This window comes from Asticcacaulis sp. P4_H10 (assembly GCF_056400965.1).
The window spans coordinates 176,123-199,118 of the sequence record NZ_JBFUKH010000002.1 but is presented as its reverse complement, the minus strand read 5'-3'; the positions used below and the strand labels follow the sequence as shown (position 1 = coordinate 199,118).

Below are 22,996 nucleotides of genomic sequence, written 5' to 3'. Positions count from 1 at the left end.
ATTCGGAAAATAACAAAATATGGGGGCGAGTCAATGGCGATGGGGTTTTACCCTATCGGTCTTACGAAGGCTGTTTGGTCAGGGGCGTGTTGGACACCGGCATGGCCAGGGTAATCTCGCCGGCCTTCTCGAAGGTCAGCTTGACATTGACGGTCGAGCCATCCTGCGGGCGGACCTTCAGGCCCATCAGCATGATGTGGTTGCCGCCAGGCTTCAGCGTGAGGGTTTCGCCAGGCGCGATGGCAAAACCTTCCTTCACCTCGGCCATTTCCATGACGCCATTTTTCGTCGCCATGCTGTGCAGCTCCGTCGTCGTCGCGCAGTCGCACGACACAGAAACCAGACGATCGGCCTCCTTGCCTGTGTTACGGATCGTCACATAGGCGCCGGTGTTCGGATTGTTACCCAGCGCCGCGCGCATGGCGTAGTCGGTCATCGTGATCGTGCTGGAGGTGACGACGCCGTTGATGTTGCTCGACTTGGAAACGGTCGTGGTCGAGGCGCCGTCGCAGGCTGCGAGTGCCAGGGCGGCGAGGGTGAGGACGGCAAGGCGCTTCATGGGTGGCTCCGGGAAGAAAGTGCTTGCAGGAGGCAGGCCTCCTGCACCTCGTACTTGTAGTGATTACGTGCTTCTATAACACCGTCGTGTATCGGGGTGTAGGGGTCCGCGACCCCTGCGAGCCTTATCCCCACAACCCGATGATCCGCTTGGTCTCCTCAACCACCGGCGCCGACACTTCCCGCGCCCGCTCCGCACCCAGCTTCAGCACGCGATCAATTTCCGCCGGATCATTCAGCAACCGGCGCAGGGTCTCGGAAATCGGCGCCATCTTGCCGACCACGACATCTGCCAGCGCCGGCTTGAACGCGCCGAAACCCTTGCCGCCGAATTCATTAAGCACGTCCTGAGCGCTGATCCCGGCCAGAGCGGCATAGATGCCAACCAGATTCTTGGCTTCGGGACGCTCCGCCAGGCCATCTTCGGCTTCGGGCAGGACCTCAGGGTCCGACTTGGCCTTCTTTATCTTGGATGCAATCGTATCGGCATCGTCTGTCAGGTTGATGCGCGAATTGTCCGAAGGGTCGGACTTCGACATCTTGGCCAGGCCGTCACGTAAAGACATGATCCGCGCGCCCGGGCCCTGATAGAGCGTCTCGGGCAGAGGGAAGAACTCAGTGCCATAGTCGTGGTTGAACTTCTTGGCGACGTCGCGTGTCAGCTCGAGGTGCTGGCGCTGGTCTTCGCCGACCGGCACGTGCGTCGCCTTGTAAATCAGGATGTCGGCGGCCTGCAGCACCGGATAGGTGTAGAGCCCGATCGAAGCCCGTTCCTTGTCCTTGCCAGCCTTGTCCTTGAACTGGGTCATGCGATCGAGCCAGCCCAGGCGCGCCACGCAGTTGAACAGCCATGCCATTTCGGTGTGCGCCGGCACAGCCGATTGCGGAAAGATCACCGACTTGTCCGGATCGACGCCGGCCGCCAGGTAACAGGCGGCAATCTCGCGCGTCTGCGACAGCAGCTTGGCAGGATCCTGCCAGACCGTGATCGCGTGCAGGTCGGCGATCATGTAGAAGCGCTCGGCCTCCAGCGATTGCATGTCGGCGAACTTCTTGAGCGCGCCGAGATAGTTGCCGAGATGGAGCGAGCCGGATGCCTGGATGCCGGACAGGATGCGCATGGGTTTTGTCATTGTCTATCTGCGCCGAAGCGCTGCCTTCAGTTCCGCCGGACGCACTGCGCCCGTCACAAAGAGACAGGCGATATAAAGGAACAGGCCGGCAAAACAAACCCCCACCACCGCGATTTCCTTGACGCCACCGTGCAGGATAGCCGCGATTGGCGCCTGGACGACGGGACGATAGAAGGAACAGGCGGCCAGAAACGCACCCATGACGCCGCCGCACAGGACGATCTTGCTAAGGGCGGCGCCGCTGCGGTTCGACAGTTGCCACAGCTTGCGGCGGTAGAGCGCTACGACCATTAGGATGACATTGGCCCACGCCCCGGCCGAGGTGCCGATGGCCAGGCCGGGTACACCGATTAGGTGGAACATGCTGACGCCGACGATCAGGTTGACCACGACATTGACCAGGGCAAAGCGCATCGGCCCCCAGGTGTCCTTGCGGGCATAGAAGGCCGGGCTGAGGATCCGCGTCAGCACGAAGGCCGGCACGCCCCAGCCATAGTGCAGCAAGGCGGCTGCCGTCTGCTGGGCATCGTAGATGTGAAAGGCGCCGCGCGTAAACAGGCCATCGATCAGGAAGAAGGGAATGGAGACCAGCGCCGCCGCCGCCGGCAGGGTGAAGACCATCGAATAGATCAGCGCACTGTCGAGCGTGTTTTGCGCGCCTTTGTGGTCACCAGCCTGGACGGCACGCGACAAAGCGGGAAGAAGCGCGACGCCGATAGCGACGCCGACCATGCCGAGCGGCAGTTGATAAAGCCGGTCAGCGACCGACAGCCACGACACGGCGCCATCGACGGCCGAGGCAAAGAAGCCCGACACCAGCACGTTGATCTGCGTCGCCGATGCGGCAAGCGCGCCCGGTATCGCCAGCCACAACAGCTTGCGGACCTCAGGCGTCAGGCGCGGAATGACGCTGAGGCCAATGCGCGCCCCAACCCGGCGCACACCCCAGACCAGCAGGCCCGCCTGGGCGACACCAGCGACCAGAATGCCGATCGCCCCGGCCCAGGCGCCCGAGATCGGGTCCTTCTGCGGCCAGACAATAACCAGCATGACAATGTTGAGCAGGGTCGGCACGGCCGCCGAGACGATAAAACGGCCGCGCGCGTTCAATACGCCCGACAACAGCGCCACTATGGCCATGCACGGCAGGTAGGGCATGGCGACCTGAGTCAGAACCCAGGTGAGCTTGAACTTTTCAGGCGTGTCCACAAAGCCGGGACGGATGATGTACTGCATCAGCCACGGCATGGTCAGTTGGGCCAAAATTGTGACGACCAGCGTCATGCAGCACAGGGTCGCCAGGGCATCGCGCGCCAGCCTGTCGGCGGCTTCAGGTCCTTCCTGTTCCAGCACCGCCGAATAGGACGGCACGAAGGCGGCGGTAAAGGCGCCTTCGGCAAAAATCCGGCGAAACACGTTGGGGAAGCTGAGCGCCGTATTATAGGCGTCGGCAGCGATATTGCCCGACGCGCCCAGAACAGCGGTGATGACCAGGTCCCGGGCCATGCCCAGGAAGCGGCTTACAAGGGTAAAGCCGCTGTTGATCAGCGAATTCTTGATAAGGCCCGAAGACTTTGGAGGCACTGGAGCGGATTCAGGACCGGACGCCGGAGGCTGTGACACGTAGTTGCTGCCTATCGAAGGAAGGACGTTGTTTAGGCGTCCCTCCTTTCGTGCACAAGAGTATGTTTAGCCCTTATTTTGCTTCTTCAACTCGGCCAATATGCCGGCCAGCAGCTCTTCCTGGCTGGGAGTGTTGGCGGGCGGCGGAGGCGGCGGTGGCGGCATCAGCTTGTTGATTGCCTTGACGACCATGAAGATCGCCGTGCCGATGATCACGAACTGGATCAGGGTGTTGATGAAGATGCCATAGGAAATGGCCGCTTCAGCAGTCTTGGTCGCCGCATCGGCGGGGACCAGAACGAACTTCAGATCGGAAAAATCGACCCCGCCGGTAACCACGCCGATCGGCGGCATGATGATGTTTTCGACCAGTGACGTAACGATCTTGCCGAAGGCGCCACCGATGACAACACCAACCGCCAGGTCGATGACGTTGCCACGCATCAGGAATGTTTTGAATTCGGATACAATGCTCATAGGTGCTCCCCTTCCGGCCGGAGGATCAAAATCGAACGATTCCAATGGAATCGCTGCGATCTAAGCACTGTTTGTCTGATTATTTAAGCGAAAAACGTTTGCGCACTTTTAAGTCAGGGGCGCCTGCGTTTTGCGCAGGAGTTAATCAGCGTCGTTATCGTCGCCGCTGAGGTTCAGGCGTTCGCGCAATTCCTTGCCGCTCTTGAAGAAGGGCACGTGCTTGGCCGGCACCTTGACCGACTCACCGGTGCGCGGATTGCGGCCCGCACGGGCGGGTCGGGAACGAACCGACAAGGCGCCAAAGCCCCGCAATTCAACGCGACCACCCTTTTCAAGGGTACCGATCATCGACTCGAAAATGAGGTTTACAGCGCGCTCGACGTCTTTTTGCGTCAAGTGCGGATATTCAGATGCGAGGCGTTCAATCAGTTCAGATTTCAGCATTGCTGTGTCCCCCAACAAGTGAATCTCCAGACAAACCGACATTGATCGAAAAATGAATAGGGATCAAGGGGTTGGATAAAAATTAAAGCGTGATAACGATATCACTCACAAAAATATCCTTTGCACCCGGCGTGCGGCGCACAATAAACCTCCGGCAGGACAAGGCTTTGACGCAAAAGTCTTTCCCGCCGGAGGTAACCCCAATGCATCTTTTTTTGAGGCCGCACCGCACGAACAACCTCAAGTAAGGTTAGATTTTTTGTTTTCGCGCGATATTAGGCCGAAAACCGCTGCACACTTTTGGCTACGCCGAACTACGTTTCGGCATATCGCTCTATTTTGTCTTGGCAGGTTCGTTGACACCCCAATGGACCCCGAACCGGTCGCGCATCATCCCGAAGCGATCCCCCCAGAATTCGACCTTCAGTTCCGAAACGACTTCACAGCCGGCTTCGACGGCCCGGTTCCACCACAGATCGGCATCGTCAACGACCAGCATCATGGTGAAGCTGTGCGACGGTTGATGGTCATAGCCATATTCCGGGAATACATCCGACAACATCAGCGAACCGTCATGAATCTTGAGATGGCAGTGCATCAGCCGCTTGCCATCGTCTGCAGGCATGCGGGCGATTTCCTCGGCGGCGAATGCCTTCTTGTAGAATTCCGCCGCGTCGGATGCGCCGATGACGTTGAGATAGGGGATGACACCCCGGTGCAGTTCGTTGGTCATGATGGTCTCCTGTGATTATTCGAGCTCTTTGAACCGGTACGCGAAAGATTTCTGTCAGCAGTCCATCGTCAGGATGCACGGCTGTCGGGGATAAACACCATCATCGGCCGCACCTCGAAACAGCCGGCAGAGCCCGACGCACCAGCCAGCTCCCTGGCGATATCGACAGCTTCGTCCTGCGTTTCGCATTCCACGGTGTAGAAGCCAAGCAACTGCTCCTTGGTCTCAGCGAACGGGCCATCGATAACGGTGGTGTCACGGCCTTTGCGCAGGGTCACGGCCGCGGTCGTTGGCATCAGCCGTGCTACCGGGCCCATCTTGCCTTCGGCACTCAAGCGCGCGTTCACCAGTCCCAGATCACGCATGACTTCGGCGTCCTTGTCTTCAGACCAGGCGCTGATGACGTCTTCGGAGTCGTAGCAAAGAATGGCGTAGTGCATGGCGAAGTTCCCTCCTGCAGGATCTACGAATGGCGGTGGCCGGAATCGACAACGGTATCGACGCAGGCGTGGATTTTTTGACGTTTCTAACCGCTCTTGCCCGGTCTGCCTACTGCCAGGCGAAACCTGCCGTTAGGGTATCTTTGTTATGCAGGGCGAAACCGAACAGGGGGAACCATGCTCAGCAAGCTGCGTCTGGCTATTCGCAACGATCTTGAAGCCGAAGCCGAACAACGGGCGTTCGGGTCAGGCTGGCTCAGCGGCATGCTGGCCCTCGTGCTCGGCGGATCGGCGCTGCTGATGCTGCTGGCCCACCATTACCCAGCCTGGTTCTCGGTCGAGGACCTGCGGCACATCCACGACAGCCCGTTCTATATGGTTGGCGTGCAGGTCATGGCATTCCTTGCCTTTGGCCTGGCCTGTCTCAATCTGACCCTGCGCCGCAACAAGATCCTGGGCTTCAGCGCCATCGCCTTCGTGCTGCTGACCATGACACTGGGCGCCATCGGTGCACAGACCCTCCCCGGCGAAGGCATCGGGTTCGGCGTCGACTGGTTCATCCTGAATCTGTTGATGAAGGGATTACTGTTCGTGCCGCTGGAAAAGCTGTTTAGCGGCGACCGGCCCCAGCCCCTGTTCCGTTACGAATGGCGCGAGGACCTGCTCTATTTCCTGATCTCGAGCCTGCTGATCCAGATCATGGCCTTCATTTCGCTGGCACCGACCATGGCCGTGCTGGAACACGCGGCCTTGTGGCAGCCCTTGCGCAACGCCGTTGCATCCCAGCCCTATATCGTGCAGTTCATCGAACTGATGTTGCTGGCCGATGTTATGCAGTACGGCTTTCACCGCCTGTTCCACAGCGTTCCCTTCCTGTGGCGCTTCCACGCCGTCCACCATTCGGCCCAGGCCATGGACTGGATGGCCGGATCGCGCATGCATCTGTTTGAAATCCTGGCCCTGCGCGGTGTGACGATCATTCCGCTCTATGCGCTCGGTTTCGAGGAAAACGCCCTCTACGGCTATATCTTCTTCATCTACCTGGTCTCAGCGTTCGTCCACGCCAATATCCGCTTCGACGACCGCTGGATCGCGCCGTTTTTCGTCACGCCGCGTTTTCACCACTGGCATCACGGCATCGAGAAGGAAGCGATCGACGTCAATTTCGCTGTGCACTTCCCGTGGATTGACCGTCTGTTCGGCACGCATTACCTGCCCGATGACAAGTGGCCGTCCGGCTACGGCATCGGCGGCCATCCGGTGCCGAAAGGCTGGCTGGCGCAGTTCGCCTATCCGTTCAGGCGGGACAAGCCCAGTCCTCCTGCTCCGGAGTAATAAAATGCTCCGGAGTAATAAAAGAAGCCGGCGCTGTCACCAGCACCGGCTTCTTTTATACTCTCACCCTAACCGCTACACGCGCCTAAACACGGTAGCGATTCCGGGTTAAGGGTCCTAAGGACCCTTATTCCTTGACCTTGTCGCGCAGGGCGGCGCCGAGGATGTCGCCCAGCGAAGCGCCGGAATCCTGCGAGCCGTACTGTTCGATGGCGGACTTTTCGTCGGCCATTTCCAGCGCCTTGATCGAGACGGAGACCTTGCGGGCCGCCTTGTCGATGTTGGTGACCTGGGCGTCAACGCGGTCGCCGACGGCGTAGCGCTCAACGCGCTGCTCGTTGCGGTCGCGCGACAGGTCCGACTTGCGGATGAAGGCCGACATCGGTGCATCGTCTTCGCCGAACTTGACTTCGATACCGCCGGTCGTGATTTCGGTGACGGTCACGGTGACGGTCTGACCCTTCTTGAAGGTGTCGCCGGTCATCGGATCGCTGCCGAGTTGCTTGATGCCCAGCGAGATGCGTTCCTTGTCGACGTCGACGTCCAGGACCTTGGTCTTGACGGCGTCGCCCTTCTTGTAACGGCTGATGGCTTCTTCGCCCGGAACGTTCCAGTCGAGATCCGACAGGTGGACCATGCCGTCGATGTCGTTTTCGAAGCCGACGAACAGACCGAATTCGGTGGCGTTCTTGACTTCGCCTTCGATGGTCGAACCGATCGGGTGGCTGCGCAGGAACTGATCCCACGGATTTTCCTGAGCCTGCTTCAGGCCCAGCGAAACGCGACGCTTCGAAGCATCGACTTCGAGCACGACGACGTCGACTTCCTGCGAGGTCGAAACGATCTTGCCCGGGTGAACGTTCTTCTTGGTCCAGGACATTTCCGAAACGTGGACCAGGCCTTCGACGCCCGATTCCAGCTCAACAAACGCGCCGTAGTCCGTGATATTGGTGATGCGACCGGTGAACTTGCCGCCGACCGGATACTTGACGTCGACATTTTCCCACGGATCGGACTGAAGCTGCTTCATGCCCAGCGAGATACGTTGCGTGTCCGGGTTGATCTTGATGATCTGGACGCGGACCTGGTCGCCGACATTGAGGACCTGCGACGGGTGCGAGACGCGCTTCCAGGACATGTCGGTGACGTGCAGCAGGCCGTCGATGCCGCCCAGGTCAACGAACGCACCGTAGTCGGTGATGTTCTTGACGACGCCGTCACGGATTTCGCCTTCGGCCAGCTGGCCAACCAGCTCGGTGCGCTGTTCGGCGCGGGCTTCTTCGAGGATGGCGCGACGCGAGACGACGATGTTGCCGCGCGGACGGTCCATCTTGAGGATGGCGAAGGGCTGTTCCTTGCCCATGAGCGGCGCGATGTCGCGGACCGGACGGATGTCGACCTGGCTGCCCGGCAGGAAGCCCGATGCGCCGTCCATATCGACGGTGAAGCCACCCTTGACGCGGCCAACGATGGTGCCCATGACCGGCTCGCCGCGGTTGAAGACGGCTTCCAGACGGGTCCAGGCTTCCTCGCGGCGGGCCTTTTCTCTGGAGATGACGGCTTCGCCCATCGCGTTCTCGACGCGTTCCAGGTACACCTCGACGGTGTCGCCCTTCTTCAGGTTCGGGCCGTCGGCGCCGAATTCCTTCAGGGGGATGCGGCCTTCGGTCTTCAGGCCGACGTCAACCGTGACGCTGTCCTTGTCGACGGCGACGACGAGGCCATGGATGACCTGGCCTTCGAGCATATCGCGGCCGTGCAGGCTTTCGTCGAGAAGCGCTGCGAAATCGTCGCGCGAGGGATTGTAATCGCTCATGTAGTCTCTTTGGTTTGTGAGCGCGTGTCCGGTGATCTGATATCCCCAAAGCCATTTAAGAGGCAAATCGCCTCTGGGGAGATCGCACGGGGTGCGGCTTTGATTTCATGGAGTCCGGGCAAAGCCGGTTGTATCGCTGCGACGGCGGACCGTCCGGGGGCGTCTTTTGTGGATGCCTCTTCGACCGGGCTTGGGATTTGACGTTATAAAACGCCAGACCGGTCTTTCACAAGGGATCGCGCAGCTGTGATGGCGGCTTCTATACCTAAGTCGGAGGTATCAAGCAAGAGCGCATCTTTGGCCATTTCGAGCGGGGCACTGCTGCGGCCGGAATCACGGGCATCACGGACGCGGATATCTTCCAGAACGTCTTCCAGTTTGAGGTCCGGATTGATCTTCCTGAGCTGCAGCCAGCGGCGATGGGCGCGGACTTCCGGACGGGCGGTGACGAAGACCTTGACCGAAGCGTCAGGCGCAATAACCGTGCCGATATCGCGGCCATCGAGCACGGCGCCGGCCGGCTGTTGCGCAAAATCGATCTGGAACTGCTTGAGCGCGGCGCGGACCTGGGGAATGGCGGCGACCTGGGAGGCGCGCTCGCCAGCTTCACGGCCGCGCAGGGCTTCGTCGGACAACAGGTCCGTATCGATTTCCTTGGCCAGTGCCGCCAGGACATCAACCTCGGAATGCGGCACGTCGTGATGGAACGCCAGGTGGCCGATAGCGCGATAGAGTAGGCCGGTGTCGAGGAAGGGCAGGCGGTAGTCAGCGGCGATCACCGAGGCCAAAGTGCCCTTGCCCGAGGCGGCCGGGCCGTCGAATGCGATGATAAGCGCCATGGTCAACCGCTCCGTTATTCGAATGTCATGCTGACACCGACGCTTTCAAGGTCGCGCCAGTAGCCGGGATAGGTCTTGGCGGTGCAGCCCGGATCGAGGATGCGCACGCCATCGATGACCAGGGCAGCAATCGCGAAAGACATGGCGATGCGATGATCGTGATAGGTTTCGATGCTGGCCTCGACCGTCTTACCGATCAGAGTGCGGTCGGGCGTAATCAAAAGGTCGTCGCCGATCTCTTCGGCCAGGCCGGGCTGGATGCGGTTGAGTTCGGTGGCGACGGCACTGATGCGGTCGCATTCCTTGACGCGCAGGTTGGCGATCCCGACGAAGCGCACCGGATGATTGTTGAAAGCCGCCAGGACTGCAATGGTCGGAATGGCATCCTGCATCTGGCTGCCGTCGATGACCGCCGGCAGGTTCGGGAACTGACTGATGAAATCATACGCCTTGGCGTCCGGCTGCATCATGGCATCGGGTGCGATGCCAATGTCGATATTGGCGCCCAAAAGCGCATTGATGCCCCAAATATAGGTGGCGGCACTGGCGTCGGGCTCAACCCAGTAGTCGCGCGCCTCGTAAGAGCTGTTGTTTATTTCCCAGGCCAGTGGGCCAGTCTGTGTGACCTGCGCCCCGAAGGCGCGCATGCAGGCAAGCGTAATATCGATATAGCCGAGCGCACCAATGTCGCCGTCCTTGACCCGCAGACGTAGAGGTGCATCGCCCTTGGTGCCGGCCATGAGCAGGGCCGAGACGTACTGGCTCGACAGGCTGGCATCGACGTCGATGGTGCGATTGGTGAAGCCGCCCGTCCCTGTAACCGTAACCGGCGGACAACCGGTCGGCGAAGTCGCCGTGACACCGGCATCGTTGAGCGCGGCGACCAGCGGCGCGATCGGGCGCTTCTGCATGTGCGCGTCGCCGGTCAGCACCGTCGTACCGTCGATATTGGCGGCGGCCGCCGTCAGGAAGCGCACCGCCGTGCCTGCATTGCCGAGAAACAGCGGCTCGACAGACGGCGTCAGCGTGCCTGAGCTTTCGACCAGAAACTCCGTGTCGCCGGTATCAGTGACCGTCACGCCCAGTTGGCCCAAGGCGCGCGCCATATATTTTGTGTCGTCGCTTTTGAGCGCGCCGCTGACCCGGCTCTTGCCCTGCGCCAGCGCCGCGATCAGCAGAACGCGGTTGGTGATGGACTTTGATCCAGGAAGGGCAATCCGGCCGGTAAGAGTTGTCTCGGGTGTTGCCAGTCTTACAGCGGTTTTGGCGGCGGTAGCTTGATCGGGTATCATGAATGCGTCGATAAAAGGGGGCTGGTTTCGGCCGCAAAAAAATTTCCAGCAAGAAAAATTGAAGCCGGCGCGGATTTAAGCTTTTGACAGGAGGCCTTACTAGTGGCAAGGGGGCCAATCGCAAACGCATTTTTTCTATTCCGATTGATAAGGACCATCCGTGGCTGATCCCGCCTTAGGCACCAAACAGGTTTGTCCCAACTGCACGGCCAAGTTCTACGACCTGAACAACCGGCCGGCGCATTGCCCGAAATGCGCATTCGAATTCGACCAGGAAGAAGTGATCCGCACGCGTCGTACGCGCGTCCGCACCACCGCCCCTGACTATGAAGATACGGACGAGGAAGCCGAAGATCAGGTGAAGGGCAAGACCCCGAGCGAGGACGAGGACGAAGAGCCCGAAGTCATCACACCTGAAATCGACGAAGTGGTCGCAGACGACACGCTTATCATCGACGAAGACGAAGACCTCGATCCGGCTGACCCGGCTCGCGTCGGCGCTCCCGGCGATGCGGTCGACATGGACATCGAAGACGCCGAACTGGTCGACGACGATGCCGATGACGTCCCCTTCCTGGAAGACGAAGACGACGCCGACTTCGACGAAGAGATCGACGGCCTGCCCGGTGCAGACGAAGAAGACCGATAGTAACAAGAAGGCCGCTGGAAACTCTGGCGGCCTTTTTCGTTAAATGGTTTCGGCGATGAACTCTTTCAGGGTGTCGAGCGTCACGGTCAGCGCTTCAGCGTCGTAGCGCATGATGCCGGTGCGATCGATGCCCTCCTCGTCGAAAGCGTGCGTGGCCTCGACCGATACCGTCGTGGCAGCGACACCCTGCTTGCGCAGTTTGACGATCAGCCGGAGATAATGCCTGTAGGCCGCCAGATGATCAGACAGAGTGAGCACAGCGAGAGTTTTGGGCTTGTGCCGCCATGGCCGCGTCACCGACCGTGCCATGAAGTTGATATAGGGGTAGACGAGAAAAAGCCCCTTCACGCCATCGAGCCATTGCGGTGCCGGATCACTGAGGCGTGCGTCACCCGCCTTGTCGAGCTTTTGTGTCATCAGGTCCATGATCGCCCAGGCGCCGTGGCTGAGCCCCGCCAGCATCAGGCGGTCCGGATCGACATCCGGCCTTTGGCTGATCCCCGCGACCGCCGCCAGCACATCGCCCGAGCGTTCATAGCCGCGCAGTTTCAGCCCCTTGCAAACCCAGGCGGCGGCATGCTTGCGCGTCCAGCCGCGCGGCGTGAAGCTGTCGACGATAAAGGCGCGCATGCCGCTGGCGACGGCCGCATGCGCATAGAGGGCAAGGTTTGAAGCTATACCACCGCAGCCGTGAAAGAGGATCAGGGCCGGCCGCCGCACGCCGTCCTCAGGCCCAAAGACCTGGACATGCGGCATCAACAGGTCGCACCGCTGCTGCAGCGTATCGAGTGCCATGATTTCCCCTGAGCCCGCTGGAAGAACCCCTCACCCTAACCCTCTTCCCTCTTCGTGGGGAAAGGGGACACTAAGCGGATTACGCTCTGAAAATCCCCTCGTCCCTTTTAAGAGGAGAGGGTTAGGGGTTGCATCCGTCTGCCCGACTATATCCGGTTAACCGCCGACCGCAACGGGCTTCGCCTGCTCCGGCAACAGCAAGGTTTCGCGCAGGAACCTGACCATGGCCGCGATCGACGCCTCCATGGCTTCGTGATCATAGGCCATGACCATGCCCTTATTGCCTTCCTCGTCAAAGGCATGGCTGGCCGCCATCGGCAGGACTTCGACCGCAGACCCGGCCGCCGTCACATTGGCGAAGATCTTCTTCGCATGCTTGACCGGCGTCAGGTGGTCCTTTTCCGCCAGCACGGCGAAGGTTTTCGGATGGCGCACCCACGGCTTTGTATTGCTGCGCGCCGGGAAACTTATGTACGGATAGACCAGGAACAGGCCCTTGACCTGGTCCGCCAGCGCCGCATCCGGATCGGCAAGCCTGGCTTCGCCGCTTTTCGTCAAGCCTTGCGTCATCAGGTCCATGATCGACCAGCCGCCATGGCTGAAGCCGGCGAGCACCACATTGTCCATATCGACACGGCCGGACTGCTTCAGCCCCCACAACACGCTCAGCACATCGCCCGACCGCTCATAACCCTGCATGAAGGCGCCGGTGCAGATCAGTGAAACGGCAAAGGCGCGGTCCCAGCCGCGCGGCGTGAAGCTGTCGACCACATAGGCGCGAATGCCGAGTGCCGCGGCAGCCTTGGCATAGGTATGGATGTGCGGCCGCATACCGCCGCAGCCGTGAAACAGCACAATCGCCGGCAGGACGCTTTTGTCGTCCGGCCCGTACACCGTGATGTCCTTTTCCAGCAGCGCGTAGCGCTCCGCCATGGTTTGCATGTAATCCCCCTCTTTTTAGCGCTCAAGCGCCGCGAGGCTCCTCGCATCAAGCTCGGGCGCCCGGTCGGGCTTACCAAAGCAAGCTTTGGAACTACCCCAGCGTCTCTTCCAGAAACCGCACAAAAGCCTGCTCGGTCCGGTCATGACAGGCCGCATCATAGGACATGAACGATCCAAAATGAATGCCATCCTCGTCAAAACAATGTGTGGCGTCGAGATCGAGCGTCTCTACCGGCACACCCTCGTCCCTCAGGCGTTTGAAGGTATTGGCTGCATGGGCATGCGCCGTCAGGAAATCACTGCGCGCCAGCACGGCCAGGGTCTGCGGCCGGTATTCCCAATGGTGCGTATTGCTGCGCGCCGGAAAGTTTATGTACGGATAGACCAGGAAGACGCTCTTCACGCCCTTGAGCGGTTCCGGGCTCGGGTCCTTCAACCGCGCTGCGCCCTCGCGCTCCAGGCGCTGCGTCATCAGGTCCATGATCGACCACGCGCCGTGGCTCCATCCTGCCAGGCACAGGCGCGACGCATCGACATCCGGCCGCCGTGCAATGCCCCAGACGGCCGCCAGCACGTCGCCTGACCGCTCATAGCCATGCAGCGCCAGGCCTGAGCATACCAGGCTGACCGCCGCCGTCTGGTCCCAGCCGCGCGGCATGAAACTATCGATGACAAAAGCCCGCACCCCGGCCTTTTCCGCCAGCCTGGCATAGGCGTGGATATGCGGCCGGATGCCATTGCAGGCGTGGAAGATCAGCACGGCCGGGCGGGGGGTGGTGTCTGCCGGGCCATACACCGTGATGTACGGTGCTAAAAAATCATGGCGGCGCTGTAAAGAATCTAACACGGGACCTCTTGAACCATATGTAACTGTCACTATTTTAGTTACGAATGTTGGTTGTAGGCTTTGTGAACCAGAGTTCGGCCGCGAAAGCCAGTCACATAATGGAGACCCAGATGAGCACCTCGTTCCGCAACCCGACCCACCCTATCGATCCCCAGTTCCTGGAACGCTGGTCGCCGCGCGCTTTCGCCGACACCCCGGTCACCGAAGATCAGGTCCTGAGCCTGCTCGAAGCCGCGCGCTGGTCGCCGTCGGCATCCAACCTTCAGCCCTGGCGCTTCATCTATGCGCTCAACGGCACGCCGGAATTCGACACGCTTCTCAGCCTGCTGGTGCCGTTCAATGAAGGCTGGGCGAAGAATGCCGGCGCGCTGATCTTTGCCGCCTCGGTCACGACGTTCGATGGCGAGCGCGACATCCCGACTCACAGCTTTGACACGGGTGCCGCGTCCTTCGCTCTGGCGCTTCAGGCACATAAGCTGGGTCTCGTTGCCCATGGCATGGGCGGTCTTCATTATGACAAGGCGCCGCTGGTCCTGGGTCTACCGGACAACGTCAAGCTCGACGCCGCCTATGCCATCGGCCACAAGGGCGACCCGGACAGCCTGCCCGACTTCCTGAAGACGCGTGAATCGCCTTCGGATCGCCAGCCACTGTCGGCCATGGTCTTCAAAGGAAGGTTTTCGGGTGAAGTGACGAATCCGACAGTCTAAAAAAGCCTCCGGCGGCAAGGGTCCGAAGGACCCTTGACCCAGCTTTTTCAGCTCAAGCGCCGAAAGGCTTGGAGGGCAGTCGCCCTTGCCAAACCATAAAGCGGTTGGAATCAGACAGTCACCTGAGTGCCAAGCTCAACAACGCGACCCGGCGGGATATGGAAGAAGTCCGTCGGGTTCGCTGCATTGCGCATCAGGAAGATGTACAGCTTGTCCTGCCACAGCGGCATGCCCGAATTGGCCGACGGCACGACGTTCCGTTTGCCCAGGAAGAAGCTGGTCGCCATGATGTCGAACTTCAGGCCCAGCTTGCGGCACACACCAAGCGCACGCGGCAGGTTCGGGCTTTCCATGAAGCCGTAGCTGATCGTCAGCTTCTTGAAGTCTTCGTTGATGATCTCGATCGTCACGCGCTCGGCATCCGGCACGCGCGGCGTATTGGCCGTGCGCACCGTCAGGATAACATTCTTCTCATGCAGCACCTTGTTGTGCTTGAGATTGTGCATCAGGGCGACCGGCGCGATTTCCGCGTCCGACGTCAGGAAGATCGCCGTACCTGCCACGCGATGTGGCGGCCGCTTCTTCATCATCTCGACCAGGTCGGTCAGCATCACGCTGTCACGCCGCGACTTGTCCATCAGGATCTGGCTGCCGCGCACCCAGGTCGCCATGACCAGGAACAGCGACGCGCCGATCAGCACCGGCAGCCAGCCGCCCGAGAAGAAGCGCAGGGCATTGGCGCTCAGAAACGACAGGTCGAGGATCATGAACGGGATAACGAAAGCCAGCACCATCGGCCAGCGCCACTTCCACATCTGACGCATGACAACCGTCGCCATCATGGTCGTCACGACCATGGTGCCTGTCACAGCCAGGCCATAGGCATGCGCCAGGGCCGACGAGGTCTGGAAGGTCACCATGACCACGACCACACCGACCAGCAGCATGTTGTTGAGCTGCGGGACATAGATCTGACCCGACTGGGTTTCCGACGTCCGCGTCACGGTCAGGCGCGGAAGCAGACCCAGCTGGATCGCCTGTTGCGTCAGCGAGAACGCGCCGGTGATCACCGCCTGCGATGCAACCACTGTCGCCATGCCGGCCAGGATGACCAGCGGCAGGCGATAGGTTTCCGGCGCCATCTCGAAGAACCAGTTCATCTGGTGGAAGGGCTGGCCGGGAGGTGTGGCTTCCAGCACTTTCAGCGCCAGTGCCCCCTGCCCCAGATAGTTCAGCGTCAGGCACGGCAGCACGAAGAACAGCCACGCCGCCTGGATCGGCCAGCGGCCGAAATGGCCCATGTCGGCGGTCAGGGCTTCGGCGCCCGTCACCGTCAGGAAGACCGCGCCCAGGACGATAAAGCCCGACAGGCCGTGTTCCGCCAGGAACTTGACCGCATAGAAGGGGTTTATGGAAATAAGGATTTCAGGACGTTGTACAAACTGCATTATGCCCAACACGGCCATGACCGTGAACCAGATGGCACAGATCGGGCCGAAGACAACGCCGACCTTGGCCGTGCCCTTGCTCTGGAACATGAACAGGCCCAGCAGCATCACCCCGGCAATCGCCAGCACCATTTCGGTCGAAATGCTGTTTTCCATTCCGGGAATGGTGCGCAGGCCTTCGACGGCCGACAGCACCGACATGGCCGGCGTGATAACGGCGTCGCCATAAAACAGCGCCGCGCCGATGACGCCGAGGACAAAGACGATCTGCGTTCTGCGTCCCATGGCGCGCTGGGCCAGGGCCATCAGCGACAGGACCCCGCCTTCGCCATTGTTGTCGGCGCGCATGATGAAGCCGACATACTTGACCGCAACGATCAGTATCATGGCCCACAGGGCCAGCGATATGACCCCGAGGATTTCCGGCCGTGTCACCCCGTCATGGGCGGCGGCGTGCAGCGCTTCCTTGAAGGCGTAAAGGGGCGAGGTGCCGATATCGCCGAAGACGACGCCAACCGAGCCGAGCGCCAGCGCCAGGAATCCCGCATGCGCGTGACCATGGTGTGCAGGGGCTTCCGCAGCGGCATCCTTCGATGTTGTGGAAACGGTGGCCGCGACAGCAGTAGTCGGCGCGTCGTCGGCGGTTGCCGGTGCCGGCTGGGAGCCCGGCGTTCCGGCAGGGGAATCCCCTGTCATGTACTACTCTCCTGAGGGCATGACACCACGGTCTTTTCAAGGACGCCCTCGCTTGAACGACGGGCTCTTACGCCTATTTAAAAACACATTCAATGCCCATTTAGGGCGTTCATGACAGAGCTGTGACTTGGCTGCCCTAGGAACAGAACCAAAACTGTTGTAATATCGAGATAATCATGTCCGACAGTCAAAGATTTCCCGTCGCAGCGCATACCTTGGCGTATCTCGCGCACCGCAATGCTTATTCGCGTGAGCAGGCGGTGTCCTCTTCCGTATTGGCGGCCAGCATTCCGACCAATCCCGTTGTCATCCGTCGCATGACAACCCAGCTGGCCAAAGCCGGCCTGGTTGCGACGTGCTCGGGCGTGGCCGGCGGGGCATGGCTGCTCAAGCGTCCGGAACAGATTCGCCTCGATGAAGTGCTCAAGGCCGTCAATGGCTGCGCGCATCTGGGCTCCGCACCGGTCGGCGCCAAGGGTTGCCCGGTCAGCCAGGCCATTCCGCGCGCCGTCAACGACGCCATGCAGCTCGCCAATGCGGCGGCCTCAACCAGCCTGTCCAAGATTACGGTCGCAGATTTGCTGAATCATGTTGGTGAACAAGCAGAAGACTGCGCCGAGAAGATCCCTGCCTGATTTGAGCTTGGCCATTTCTTAAATATTCCGCACTATCAATCCACTTGCATTTCTGGCAGCGGTCGTGTTCGATCTGCGCCTGATTTTCTAGGGGAACTAAAGCCTTGGCCCGCCGTCTTGTCCTGATTACCGGAGCGTCCGCAGGGATCGGCATGGCGTTTGCGCGTACCTACGCCTCGCATGGCTGGGACGTGGCGCTGACCGCCCGCCGACAGGACCGTCTGGAGACGCTGGCCGAAGAAATTCGCCTGCGCTTTGGTGTTGAAGCCCATGCCCTGCCGGGTGACCTGTCCGATTCCGCCACCCCCGAAGCCTTGCAGCAAAGCGTGCTCGCTCTCGGCCGCAGCGTCGACGGCCTGGTCAACAATGCCGGCTATGGCCAGCCTGGCGGCTTCCTGGGCACCACGCTGGAACAGCATCGTGCCTTCATGCAGGTCATGTGGCTGGCGCCGATCGAGCTAACACACCGCTTTCTGCCCGGCATGATCGAGCGCAAGTTCGGCCGAGTCATCAATGTGTCTTCGCTGGCCGGCTACCTGCCGGCGTCGCCGGGCGATACGCTCTATGGGCCTGTGAAAACCGGCCTGACGCGCTTTTCGCAAAGCCTGCACCTGGAAGTCCGTGACCACGGCGTGCACGTGACGTCGCTGTGCCCGGGATGGACCTATTCCGAATTCCACGACGTCGTCGGCACGCGCTCCAAGCTGTCGAAGGCCATCCCCGAATGGTGGTGGATGGGTGCTGATGAGGTTGCGCGTGAAGGCTTTGTTGCCGCCGAGGCCAATCGCGCCTGCTGTGTACCTGGCGCGCCGAACAAGACGGCGGCCGCACTGCTGAAGGTCCTGCCCGATGACTGGGTGATGGAGCTGGCGTCAGGGCAGTTGAGAAAGATACACCGCTAAAACTTATGGGGTGAAGGGACCCCTGGCCCCTTCGGCTTCCTTTTACCGACCATGTCCGTTCTCATACGGATGCGCAGCGCTAGGCAGGATGATGTCCTGGGTAATTGCGCCGATTGACGAGATGATGATCTGCACCGACAGGGCGCACAGGATCAGCCCCAGTACCCGCACCACCACGACCATCCCGACCCGCCCGAAAATCCGCGAGATCGTGTTCGACAGCAGCAATGACACCAGGATCGCCACCGCCGTCGTCAGAATGGCCAGCACGCCGATAATCACCCCCAGCGGCCCCAGATCCTGCGCGACGCCGGCCTGAATAATTACCGTCGAAATAGTTCCCGGCCCGACCATTAGCGGAAAGGCGAACGGCACGACCAGCTTCTCGAAGCTCTTCTTCGCGGTTTCACGGTGGCCCAGCGGCTGGACGCCCGTTGTCGGGTCACCCCCGCTTTTGACCTCTTCGGCATGGGCGAAGGTTTCCATGAAATCGCCCTGCGCCATCTGAAGCCCCATCAGGAACAGCAACAGCCCGCCGGCGATGCGAAAGGCATCCATCGAAATTCCGAAGAATTGCAAAATGCTCAGGCCGGCGAAATAGAAGATCGACAGGATCACCGCCGTGAAAGCCGAAATATAGATGCTGAGCCAGCGCCGCGCCGTGGCTGACTGGGCTTGCGTCGCCGCCGCATAGATCGGCACATTGCCGATCGGGTCGATCAGCGCGAACAGGGTGATGAAGAAGTTGATGTAGAAGGGCAGCAGCTTCGTGAGATTGAGATCGTCGAACATAGCGGCACACCCCGTGATTCTCGAAGTCTAGACTGACTTGTGCAGTCCTGGCAAATCGCGTAATCGCCCCTCACCGCGCACAAGGGATGACCGCCATGACTGAGCTTTACAAGGCCGACGACCGTATGATCCTGGCGCTGGATGAGCCTGACCTGGACAGCGCCCGCGCCCTGGTCAAGACCCTCGGCAACAGCGTCTCCTATTATAAGATTGGCCTGACCCTACTGTCCCAGGGCGGTCTGGACCTGGCGCGCGAGCTGAAGGACCAGGGCAAGCTGATCTTCCAGGACTGGAAACTGCACGATATCGGCGCCCAGGTCGAAGGCGCGGCCAAGGCAGCCTGTTCCGGCGCCTGCGACCTTCTGACCGTCCATGCTGAACCACAAGTCATGCGTGCCGCCGTCAAAGGCAGGGGCGATGGCGCGACAAAGATTATCGGTGTGACGGTCATGACCTCGCTGAGCCAGGCCGATCTGGACGAAATGGGCTATGGTGTCCCGTTGGCTGACCTTGTCATGCGTCGCGTCGATCAGGCGGTCGAGTGTGGATTGGACGGTGTCGTCGCCAGCCCGCACGAAGCGGCCATGATCCGTGCGCGCGTGCCAGCCGACTTCCTGATCGTAACGCCCGGCGTGCGCCCGGAAGGTTCCGACGTCAATGACCAACACCGCATCGCCACGCCGCAGGACGCCTTCCTGAACGGCGCCTCACACGTCGTGGTCGGCCGTCCGATCACACGCGTTGCCGATCCGGTTGCCGCCGCCCAAAGTATCCTGGCGGCGATCCATAACGTTTAGGCCAGGGCGTCCAGCCAGCGTCCCGCCGCATCTGCGGTATCCTTGGGCGAGGTATTGAAGGCGATCGCAGCGTTCGGCGCGCCCTTGTGCACTGTGTTCAGCACAGTTTCGAACAGCTTCAGGCTCTTCGGCGGCAGCCTGAGGCCACCGCCGATCACTACGCAGTCATAGGCCCTGCGCGACAGCTGGTCCTTCAGCACGGCGATGCCCGCGTCGTCAGGCGAGATCATGCACAGATCGCCATGCCAGCCCCGGTCTGCGATATCACGCGCGGCCAGATCGATACCCGCCTGTATTTTCTCAGCATTCGTACCGGGCGGCAGCGCCGGATCGGAGAAATCGACAGTCTTCGGATCCTGCCCGACGAACAACACGTTTTTCATTTTGCAGACTCCGGTGGTCAGAAATCGACCGCGATACCCTTGCGTTCCCAGTCGCCATAGCGCGTCGGCTCGGGTCCCTTCGGGCCGCCATCTTCCTCGGCCATTTTTTGCGCTTCGGCCTCGGCCAGCGCGCGACGTTCGGCGGCTTCGGCCAGGGCGCGCTGTGCCTCGGGCGTCAGCACCCTTTGCGTGACCTGGCTCAGGTCGGCGGGCTTTTCAACTTCAGATGACATTTTTGTAAGGCCCTTGGTGAAATAGGGATATTTCCCCATATCTAGTTCCTGAACATCAACAACTCAAGGAACCGATATCATTATGAACCCGTTGAAGACCTGGATTTTGCTGGCTGGCCTGACCGCATTGTTCGGTGCCATCGGCTTTGCCCTGGCCGGCCCCACGGGTATGCTCATCGCGCTCGGCCTCGGCATCGCGATGAACCTGTTCACCTACTGGAATTCGGACAAGATGGTGCTGCGCATGTATCGCGCCGAGCCCGTCGATCCGAACACCACGCATCCCCTGCTGCGCACCTATTATCGCGACATCGAGGAACTGAGCCAGCGCGCCCAGTTGCCGATGCCCAAGGTCTACATCATGCACAGCGACCAGCCGAACGCGTTCGCTACCGGCCGTAATCCGCAGAATGCCGCCGTCTGTGCCACCACCGGCCTGCTGGAAATGCTCGACCGCAGCGAAATCCGCGGCGTGATGGCGCACGAGCTGGCGCACGTTAAAAACCGCGATACCCTGGTCATGACCATCACGGCCTCGGTCGCTGGCGCCATCTCGTCGATCGCCAACTTTGCCATGTTCTTTGGCGGGTCGAATAACGATGAGGAAGGCAACAACAACATCTTTGCCTCGCTGGCCCTGATGATTCTGGCGCCGATCGCCGCCATGTTGGTGCAGATGGCGATCTCGCGAACACGCGAATACGAAGCCGACCGCGTCGGTGGTGAGATCGCCGGCGATCCGGAAGCTTTGGCCCGCGCGCTGCACAAGATCGAGTCCTATGCGCGCGGTACCTATAACCACGGCGCCGAGCGCAACCCGGCCTCTGCGCACATGTTCATCATCAATCCACTGAACGGGCGTAACATGGATAATCTGTTCTCGACCCATCCGAATACCAAGAACCGGGTCGAGGCGCTGATGAAGCTGGCGACCGACCTGCGTCGTCGTCCGCAGCAAAAGGGATTTACGACCGTCCCCGCGACAGATATGTAGGCGCCTTCTTCACCTCCCCTCGCAAAAGGGGAGGTTCTTTTTTTGAAATGCCCAGCACCTTAAAGACCGACCTTATGACCCAGCCCCCCCGCACCCGCAAACCGTCGTCCCGTTCAGGCTACAAGCCGCCCAAGGTGCGCCCGGCACCAAAGCCCAAGCCGCAGTTCAAGCCCGAACCCAAGGTGTTCGTCGATGACGATGGCGATATCGGCATGCCCGCGCGTATCGCCGCCATGGAGCTGATCGACGCCGCGCTGACCAAGCGTTCCGGCTTTGACGAGGCCGTGACCCGCACCTCCTTCACCTCCTTGAGCGAGTCCGAGCGCAGCTTTGCCCGTGCCCTGGCCATGCTGGTCCTGCGCCGCCTGGGCCAGCTCAACGAAGTCATCGAAAAGATGACCAAGAAAACGCCATCGGACGCCGTCTGCGCCCTGCTGCGCATCGGCCTGACCCAGATTGGCTTTATGAACGTGCCGGGCTTCGCCGCCGTCTCGACCACCGTCAAGCTGGCCGAGCGCGAGAGCCACACCCGCCCGTTCAAGGGCCTGATCAACGCCATCCTGCGCACGGTTATCCGTGAGGGCGGCCTGAAGGCACCCACGCCGGGACGCCTGGTGCCCGACTGGTTGTTCGAGCGCTGGAAGATAAATTTCGGCAACGACAATGCCGAAGCCATGGCGCTGGTCCTCACCGAGGAACCCGCCACCGACGTTACCTTCAAAACCACCGCCGACCGCGACCGCCTGTCGGAAGCGCTCGAAGGTCAGTCTCTCGGCGGCCTCTCCATCCGCAGCGGGCTGCGCGGCGACATTCGCGAGTGGGCCGGCTATGAAGATGGTGTCTGGTGGGTTCAGGACGCAGCGTCTGCCACGCCGGTCTCATTGCTCGGCGACCTGACCGGCAAGACGGCGATCGACCTGTGCGCTGCGCCCGGCGGCAAGACCATGCAATTGCTGGCCAAAGGCGCAAGCGTCGTCGCGCTCGACCGCTCCAAGAACCGCCTGAAGCGCGTCGAGGAAAACCTCACGCGCACGCAATACACCGCCGAACTGCACATGGCTGACGCCGAAGGCTTCGATGATCCGCGCCAGTTCGACGTTGTCCTGCTGGATGCGCCTTGCAGCGCCACCGGCACCTATCGCCGCCAGCCCGACGTGCTGTGGGCGACGCGGCCTTCCGACATCGCCAAGCTGGCTGATGTCCAGCATCGCCTGCTCGATGCCGGCGCGGCCAAGGTCGCGCCCGGTGGTGAACTGATCTACTGCACCTGTTCGCTGGAGCGCGAAGAGGGCGAAACCCAGGTTCTGGCCTTCCTGCGCCGCAACAAGGCCTTCGCCATCGAAAGCGTTGACGCGGTCGCGGCCGCCGGATTGCCGGCGGAGTCGATCGCCAGGGAAGGCTGGCTGCGCCTGCTGCCGCATCAGCGCCCGGGCGGTCAGGACGGCTTTTTCATCGCCCGTCTCAAACGCAATTCGTGATTGCC

25 protein-coding genes are annotated in these 22,996 nt (G+C 61.0%); 8 read left to right on the top strand and 17 right to left on the bottom strand.

Annotation, left to right across the window (positions count from 1 at the left end):
• Nucleotides 1-61: 61 nt before the first annotated feature.
• The 7 genes from AC1DON_RS05005 to AC1DON_RS04975 all read right to left on the bottom strand — a co-directional run bounded on the left by AC1DON_RS05005 (nt 62) and on the right by AC1DON_RS04975 (nt 5,408).
• Complete coding sequence (locus tag AC1DON_RS05005; protein WP_476933651.1) at nt 62-559, bottom strand: copper chaperone PCu(A)C; 498 nt, start codon at nt 557-559, stop codon at nt 62-64.
• A gap of 124 nt (nt 560-683) precedes the next feature.
• The gene (gene trpS, locus AC1DON_RS05000) at nt 684-1,691 is read right to left on the bottom strand and encodes a tryptophan--tRNA ligase (RefSeq protein ID WP_476933650.1); all 1,008 of its coding nucleotides are present in this window, start codon (nt 1,689-1,691) and stop codon (nt 684-686) included.
• A 3-nt stretch (nt 1,692-1,694) separates the two neighbouring features.
• Nucleotides 1,695-3,275, bottom strand: a complete 1,581-nt coding sequence (gene murJ / locus AC1DON_RS04995; protein WP_476933649.1) for a murein biosynthesis integral membrane protein MurJ — start codon at nt 3,273-3,275, stop codon at nt 1,695-1,697.
• 105 nt (nt 3,276-3,380) lie between these two features.
• The gene (mscL, locus tag AC1DON_RS04990) at nt 3,381-3,791 is read right to left on the bottom strand and encodes a large-conductance mechanosensitive channel protein MscL (protein WP_476933648.1); all 411 of its coding nucleotides are present in this window, start codon (nt 3,789-3,791) and stop codon (nt 3,381-3,383) included.
• A gap of 141 nt (nt 3,792-3,932) precedes the next feature.
• Complete coding sequence (locus AC1DON_RS04985) at nt 3,933-4,235, bottom strand: integration host factor subunit beta (RefSeq protein WP_476933647.1); 303 nt, start codon at nt 4,233-4,235, stop codon at nt 3,933-3,935.
• 334 nt (nt 4,236-4,569) lie between these two features.
• Nucleotides 4,570-4,968, bottom strand: coding sequence for a VOC family protein (locus tag AC1DON_RS04980; RefSeq protein WP_476933646.1), 399 nt, complete (start codon nt 4,966-4,968; stop codon nt 4,570-4,572).
• Nucleotides 4,969-5,036: 68 nt separating this feature from the next.
• A complete protein-coding gene (locus AC1DON_RS04975) occupies nt 5,037-5,408 on the bottom strand; it encodes a YciI family protein (RefSeq protein ID WP_476933645.1) in 372 nt (123 codons plus the stop codon).
• Between the two features lie 177 nt (nt 5,409-5,585).
• Here AC1DON_RS04975 and AC1DON_RS04970 point away from each other — a divergent pair, with 177 nt between their 5' ends.
• Entirely contained in the window at nt 5,586-6,743 is a 1,158-nt protein-coding gene (locus AC1DON_RS04970; RefSeq protein WP_476933644.1) for a sterol desaturase family protein, read from the top strand.
• Between the two features lie 127 nt (nt 6,744-6,870).
• Here AC1DON_RS04970 and rpsA read toward each other — a convergent pair whose 3' ends face one another.
• From rpsA to AC1DON_RS04955, 3 genes are all read right to left on the bottom strand, one after another.
• A complete protein-coding gene (rpsA, locus tag AC1DON_RS04965; RefSeq protein WP_476933643.1) occupies nt 6,871-8,559 on the bottom strand; it encodes a 30S ribosomal protein S1 in 1,689 nt (562 codons plus the stop codon).
• Nucleotides 8,560-8,762: 203 nt separating this feature from the next.
• Nucleotides 8,763-9,398: a (d)CMP kinase gene (gene cmk, locus AC1DON_RS04960; RefSeq protein WP_476933642.1), complete on the bottom strand. Its 636-nt coding sequence runs from the start codon at nt 9,396-9,398 to the stop codon at nt 8,763-8,765.
• A 14-nt stretch (nt 9,399-9,412) separates the two neighbouring features.
• Nucleotides 9,413-10,690, bottom strand: coding sequence for a 3-phosphoshikimate 1-carboxyvinyltransferase (locus AC1DON_RS04955; RefSeq protein WP_476933641.1), 1,278 nt, complete (start codon nt 10,688-10,690; stop codon nt 9,413-9,415).
• Between the two features lie 160 nt (nt 10,691-10,850).
• Here AC1DON_RS04955 and AC1DON_RS04950 point away from each other — a divergent pair, with 160 nt between their 5' ends.
• On the top strand, nt 10,851-11,339 hold the full coding sequence (locus AC1DON_RS04950; RefSeq protein ID WP_476933640.1) for a TIGR02300 family protein: 489 nt from the start codon (nt 10,851-10,853) through the stop codon (nt 11,337-11,339).
• A 39-nt stretch (nt 11,340-11,378) separates the two neighbouring features.
• Here AC1DON_RS04950 and AC1DON_RS04945 read toward each other — a convergent pair whose 3' ends face one another.
• From AC1DON_RS04945 to AC1DON_RS04935, 3 genes are all read right to left on the bottom strand, one after another.
• Nucleotides 11,379-12,134 carry a dienelactone hydrolase family protein gene (locus AC1DON_RS04945; RefSeq protein ID WP_476933639.1) on the bottom strand — a complete coding sequence of 252 codons (756 nt, stop codon included), beginning with the start codon at nt 12,132-12,134 and terminating at the stop codon, nt 11,379-11,381.
• Nucleotides 12,135-12,290: 156 nt separating this feature from the next.
• On the bottom strand, nt 12,291-13,076 hold the full coding sequence (locus AC1DON_RS04940) for a dienelactone hydrolase family protein (protein WP_476933638.1): 786 nt from the start codon (nt 13,074-13,076) through the stop codon (nt 12,291-12,293).
• 91 nt (nt 13,077-13,167) lie between these two features.
• Nucleotides 13,168-13,923 carry a dienelactone hydrolase family protein gene (locus AC1DON_RS04935; RefSeq protein WP_476933637.1) on the bottom strand — a complete coding sequence of 252 codons (756 nt, stop codon included), beginning with the start codon at nt 13,921-13,923 and terminating at the stop codon, nt 13,168-13,170.
• Nucleotides 13,924-14,033: 110 nt separating this feature from the next.
• On the opposite strand from AC1DON_RS04935, the gene AC1DON_RS04930 reads away from it, so the two are divergent.
• Entirely contained in the window at nt 14,034-14,633 is a 600-nt protein-coding gene (locus AC1DON_RS04930) for a nitroreductase family protein (RefSeq protein ID WP_476933636.1), read from the top strand.
• A gap of 110 nt (nt 14,634-14,743) precedes the next feature.
• On the opposite strand, the gene AC1DON_RS04925 is transcribed toward AC1DON_RS04930, so the two are convergent.
• On the bottom strand, nt 14,744-16,777 hold the full coding sequence (locus tag AC1DON_RS04925) for a potassium transporter Kup (protein WP_476933635.1): 2,034 nt from the start codon (nt 16,775-16,777) through the stop codon (nt 14,744-14,746).
• A gap of 176 nt (nt 16,778-16,953) precedes the next feature.
• Here AC1DON_RS04925 and AC1DON_RS04920 point away from each other — a divergent pair, with 176 nt between their 5' ends.
• Complete coding sequence (locus tag AC1DON_RS04920; protein WP_476933634.1) at nt 16,954-17,412, top strand: Rrf2 family transcriptional regulator; 459 nt, start codon at nt 16,954-16,956, stop codon at nt 17,410-17,412.
• A gap of 104 nt (nt 17,413-17,516) precedes the next feature.
• Nucleotides 17,517-18,314, top strand: a complete 798-nt coding sequence (locus AC1DON_RS04915; protein WP_476933633.1) for an SDR family NAD(P)-dependent oxidoreductase — start codon at nt 17,517-17,519, stop codon at nt 18,312-18,314.
• Nucleotides 18,315-18,356: 42 nt separating this feature from the next.
• On the opposite strand, the gene AC1DON_RS04910 is transcribed toward AC1DON_RS04915, so the two are convergent.
• The gene (locus AC1DON_RS04910) at nt 18,357-19,106 is read right to left on the bottom strand and encodes a MarC family protein (RefSeq protein WP_476933632.1); all 750 of its coding nucleotides are present in this window, start codon (nt 19,104-19,106) and stop codon (nt 18,357-18,359) included.
• Nucleotides 19,107-19,201: 95 nt separating this feature from the next.
• Between AC1DON_RS04910 and pyrF the strand changes: the two genes are divergently transcribed.
• Nucleotides 19,202-19,903: an orotidine-5'-phosphate decarboxylase gene (pyrF, locus tag AC1DON_RS04905; protein ID WP_476933631.1), complete on the top strand. Its 702-nt coding sequence runs from the start codon at nt 19,202-19,204 to the stop codon at nt 19,901-19,903.
• Here the strand turns inward: pyrF and AC1DON_RS04900 are convergent.
• Both AC1DON_RS04900 and AC1DON_RS04895 read right to left on the bottom strand, forming a co-directional pair.
• A complete protein-coding gene (locus tag AC1DON_RS04900) occupies nt 19,900-20,286 on the bottom strand; it encodes a hypothetical protein (RefSeq protein ID WP_476933630.1) in 387 nt (128 codons plus the stop codon). The genes pyrF and AC1DON_RS04900 overlap by 4 nt on opposite strands.
• 17 nt (nt 20,287-20,303) lie before the next feature.
• Nucleotides 20,304-20,519: a DUF1674 domain-containing protein gene (locus AC1DON_RS04895; RefSeq protein ID WP_476933629.1), complete on the bottom strand. Its 216-nt coding sequence runs from the start codon at nt 20,517-20,519 to the stop codon at nt 20,304-20,306.
• An 82-nt stretch (nt 20,520-20,601) separates the two neighbouring features.
• On the opposite strand from AC1DON_RS04895, the gene htpX reads away from it, so the two are divergent.
• Both htpX and AC1DON_RS04885 read left to right on the top strand, forming a co-directional pair.
• Complete coding sequence (htpX, locus tag AC1DON_RS04890; RefSeq protein WP_476933628.1) at nt 20,602-21,513, top strand: zinc metalloprotease HtpX; 912 nt, start codon at nt 20,602-20,604, stop codon at nt 21,511-21,513.
• Nucleotides 21,514-21,587: 74 nt separating this feature from the next.
• Complete coding sequence (locus AC1DON_RS04885) at nt 21,588-22,991, top strand: RsmB/NOP family class I SAM-dependent RNA methyltransferase (RefSeq protein ID WP_476933627.1); 1,404 nt, start codon at nt 21,588-21,590, stop codon at nt 22,989-22,991.
• Nucleotides 22,992-22,996 lie beyond the last annotated feature (5 nt).

What these genes read in the sequence shown, in the direction of transcription:
- AC1DON_RS05005 (WP_476933651.1), bottom strand. Translation starts at nt 559, where the DNA reads ATGAAGCGCCTTGCCGTCCTCACCCTCGCCGCCCTGGCACTCGCAGCC.
- trpS (WP_476933650.1), bottom strand. Translation starts at nt 1,691, where the DNA reads ATGACAAAACCCATGCGCATCCTGTCCGGCATCCAGGCATCCGGCTCG.
- mscL (WP_476933648.1), bottom strand. Translation starts at nt 3,791, where the DNA reads ATGAGCATTGTATCCGAATTCAAAACATTCCTGATGCGTGGCAACGTC.
- AC1DON_RS04985 (WP_476933647.1), bottom strand. Translation starts at nt 4,235, where the DNA reads ATGCTGAAATCTGAACTGATTGAACGCCTCGCATCTGAATATCCGCAC.
- AC1DON_RS04980 (WP_476933646.1), bottom strand. Translation starts at nt 4,968, where the DNA reads ATGACCAACGAACTGCACCGGGGTGTCATCCCCTATCTCAACGTCATC.
- AC1DON_RS04975 (WP_476933645.1), bottom strand. Translation starts at nt 5,408, where the DNA reads ATGCACTACGCCATTCTTTGCTACGACTCCGAAGACGTCATCAGCGCC.
- AC1DON_RS04970 (WP_476933644.1), top strand. Translation starts at nt 5,586, where the DNA reads ATGCTCAGCAAGCTGCGTCTGGCTATTCGCAACGATCTTGAAGCCGAA.
- rpsA (WP_476933643.1), bottom strand. Translation starts at nt 8,559, where the DNA reads ATGAGCGATTACAATCCCTCGCGCGACGATTTCGCAGCGCTTCTCGAC.
- cmk (WP_476933642.1), bottom strand. Translation starts at nt 9,398, where the DNA reads ATGGCGCTTATCATCGCATTCGACGGCCCGGCCGCCTCGGGCAAGGGC.
- AC1DON_RS04955 (WP_476933641.1), bottom strand. Translation starts at nt 10,690, where the DNA reads ATGATACCCGATCAAGCTACCGCCGCCAAAACCGCTGTAAGACTGGCA.
- AC1DON_RS04945 (WP_476933639.1), bottom strand. Translation starts at nt 12,134, where the DNA reads ATGGCACTCGATACGCTGCAGCAGCGGTGCGACCTGTTGATGCCGCAT.
- AC1DON_RS04940 (WP_476933638.1), bottom strand. Translation starts at nt 13,076, where the DNA reads ATGCAAACCATGGCGGAGCGCTACGCGCTGCTGGAAAAGGACATCACG.
- AC1DON_RS04930 (WP_476933636.1), top strand. Translation starts at nt 14,034, where the DNA reads ATGAGCACCTCGTTCCGCAACCCGACCCACCCTATCGATCCCCAGTTC.
- AC1DON_RS04925 (WP_476933635.1), bottom strand. Translation starts at nt 16,777, where the DNA reads ATGACAGGGGATTCCCCTGCCGGAACGCCGGGCTCCCAGCCGGCACCG.
- AC1DON_RS04920 (WP_476933634.1), top strand. Translation starts at nt 16,954, where the DNA reads ATGTCCGACAGTCAAAGATTTCCCGTCGCAGCGCATACCTTGGCGTAT.
- AC1DON_RS04910 (WP_476933632.1), bottom strand. Translation starts at nt 19,106, where the DNA reads ATGTTCGACGATCTCAATCTCACGAAGCTGCTGCCCTTCTACATCAAC.
- pyrF (WP_476933631.1), top strand. Translation starts at nt 19,202, where the DNA reads ATGACTGAGCTTTACAAGGCCGACGACCGTATGATCCTGGCGCTGGAT.
- AC1DON_RS04900 (WP_476933630.1), bottom strand. Translation starts at nt 20,286, where the DNA reads ATGAAAAACGTGTTGTTCGTCGGGCAGGATCCGAAGACTGTCGATTTC.
- AC1DON_RS04895 (WP_476933629.1), bottom strand. Translation starts at nt 20,519, where the DNA reads ATGTCATCTGAAGTTGAAAAGCCCGCCGACCTGAGCCAGGTCACGCAA.
- htpX (WP_476933628.1), top strand. Translation starts at nt 20,602, where the DNA reads ATGAACCCGTTGAAGACCTGGATTTTGCTGGCTGGCCTGACCGCATTG.
- AC1DON_RS04885 (WP_476933627.1), top strand. Translation starts at nt 21,588, where the DNA reads ATGACCCAGCCCCCCCGCACCCGCAAACCGTCGTCCCGTTCAGGCTAC.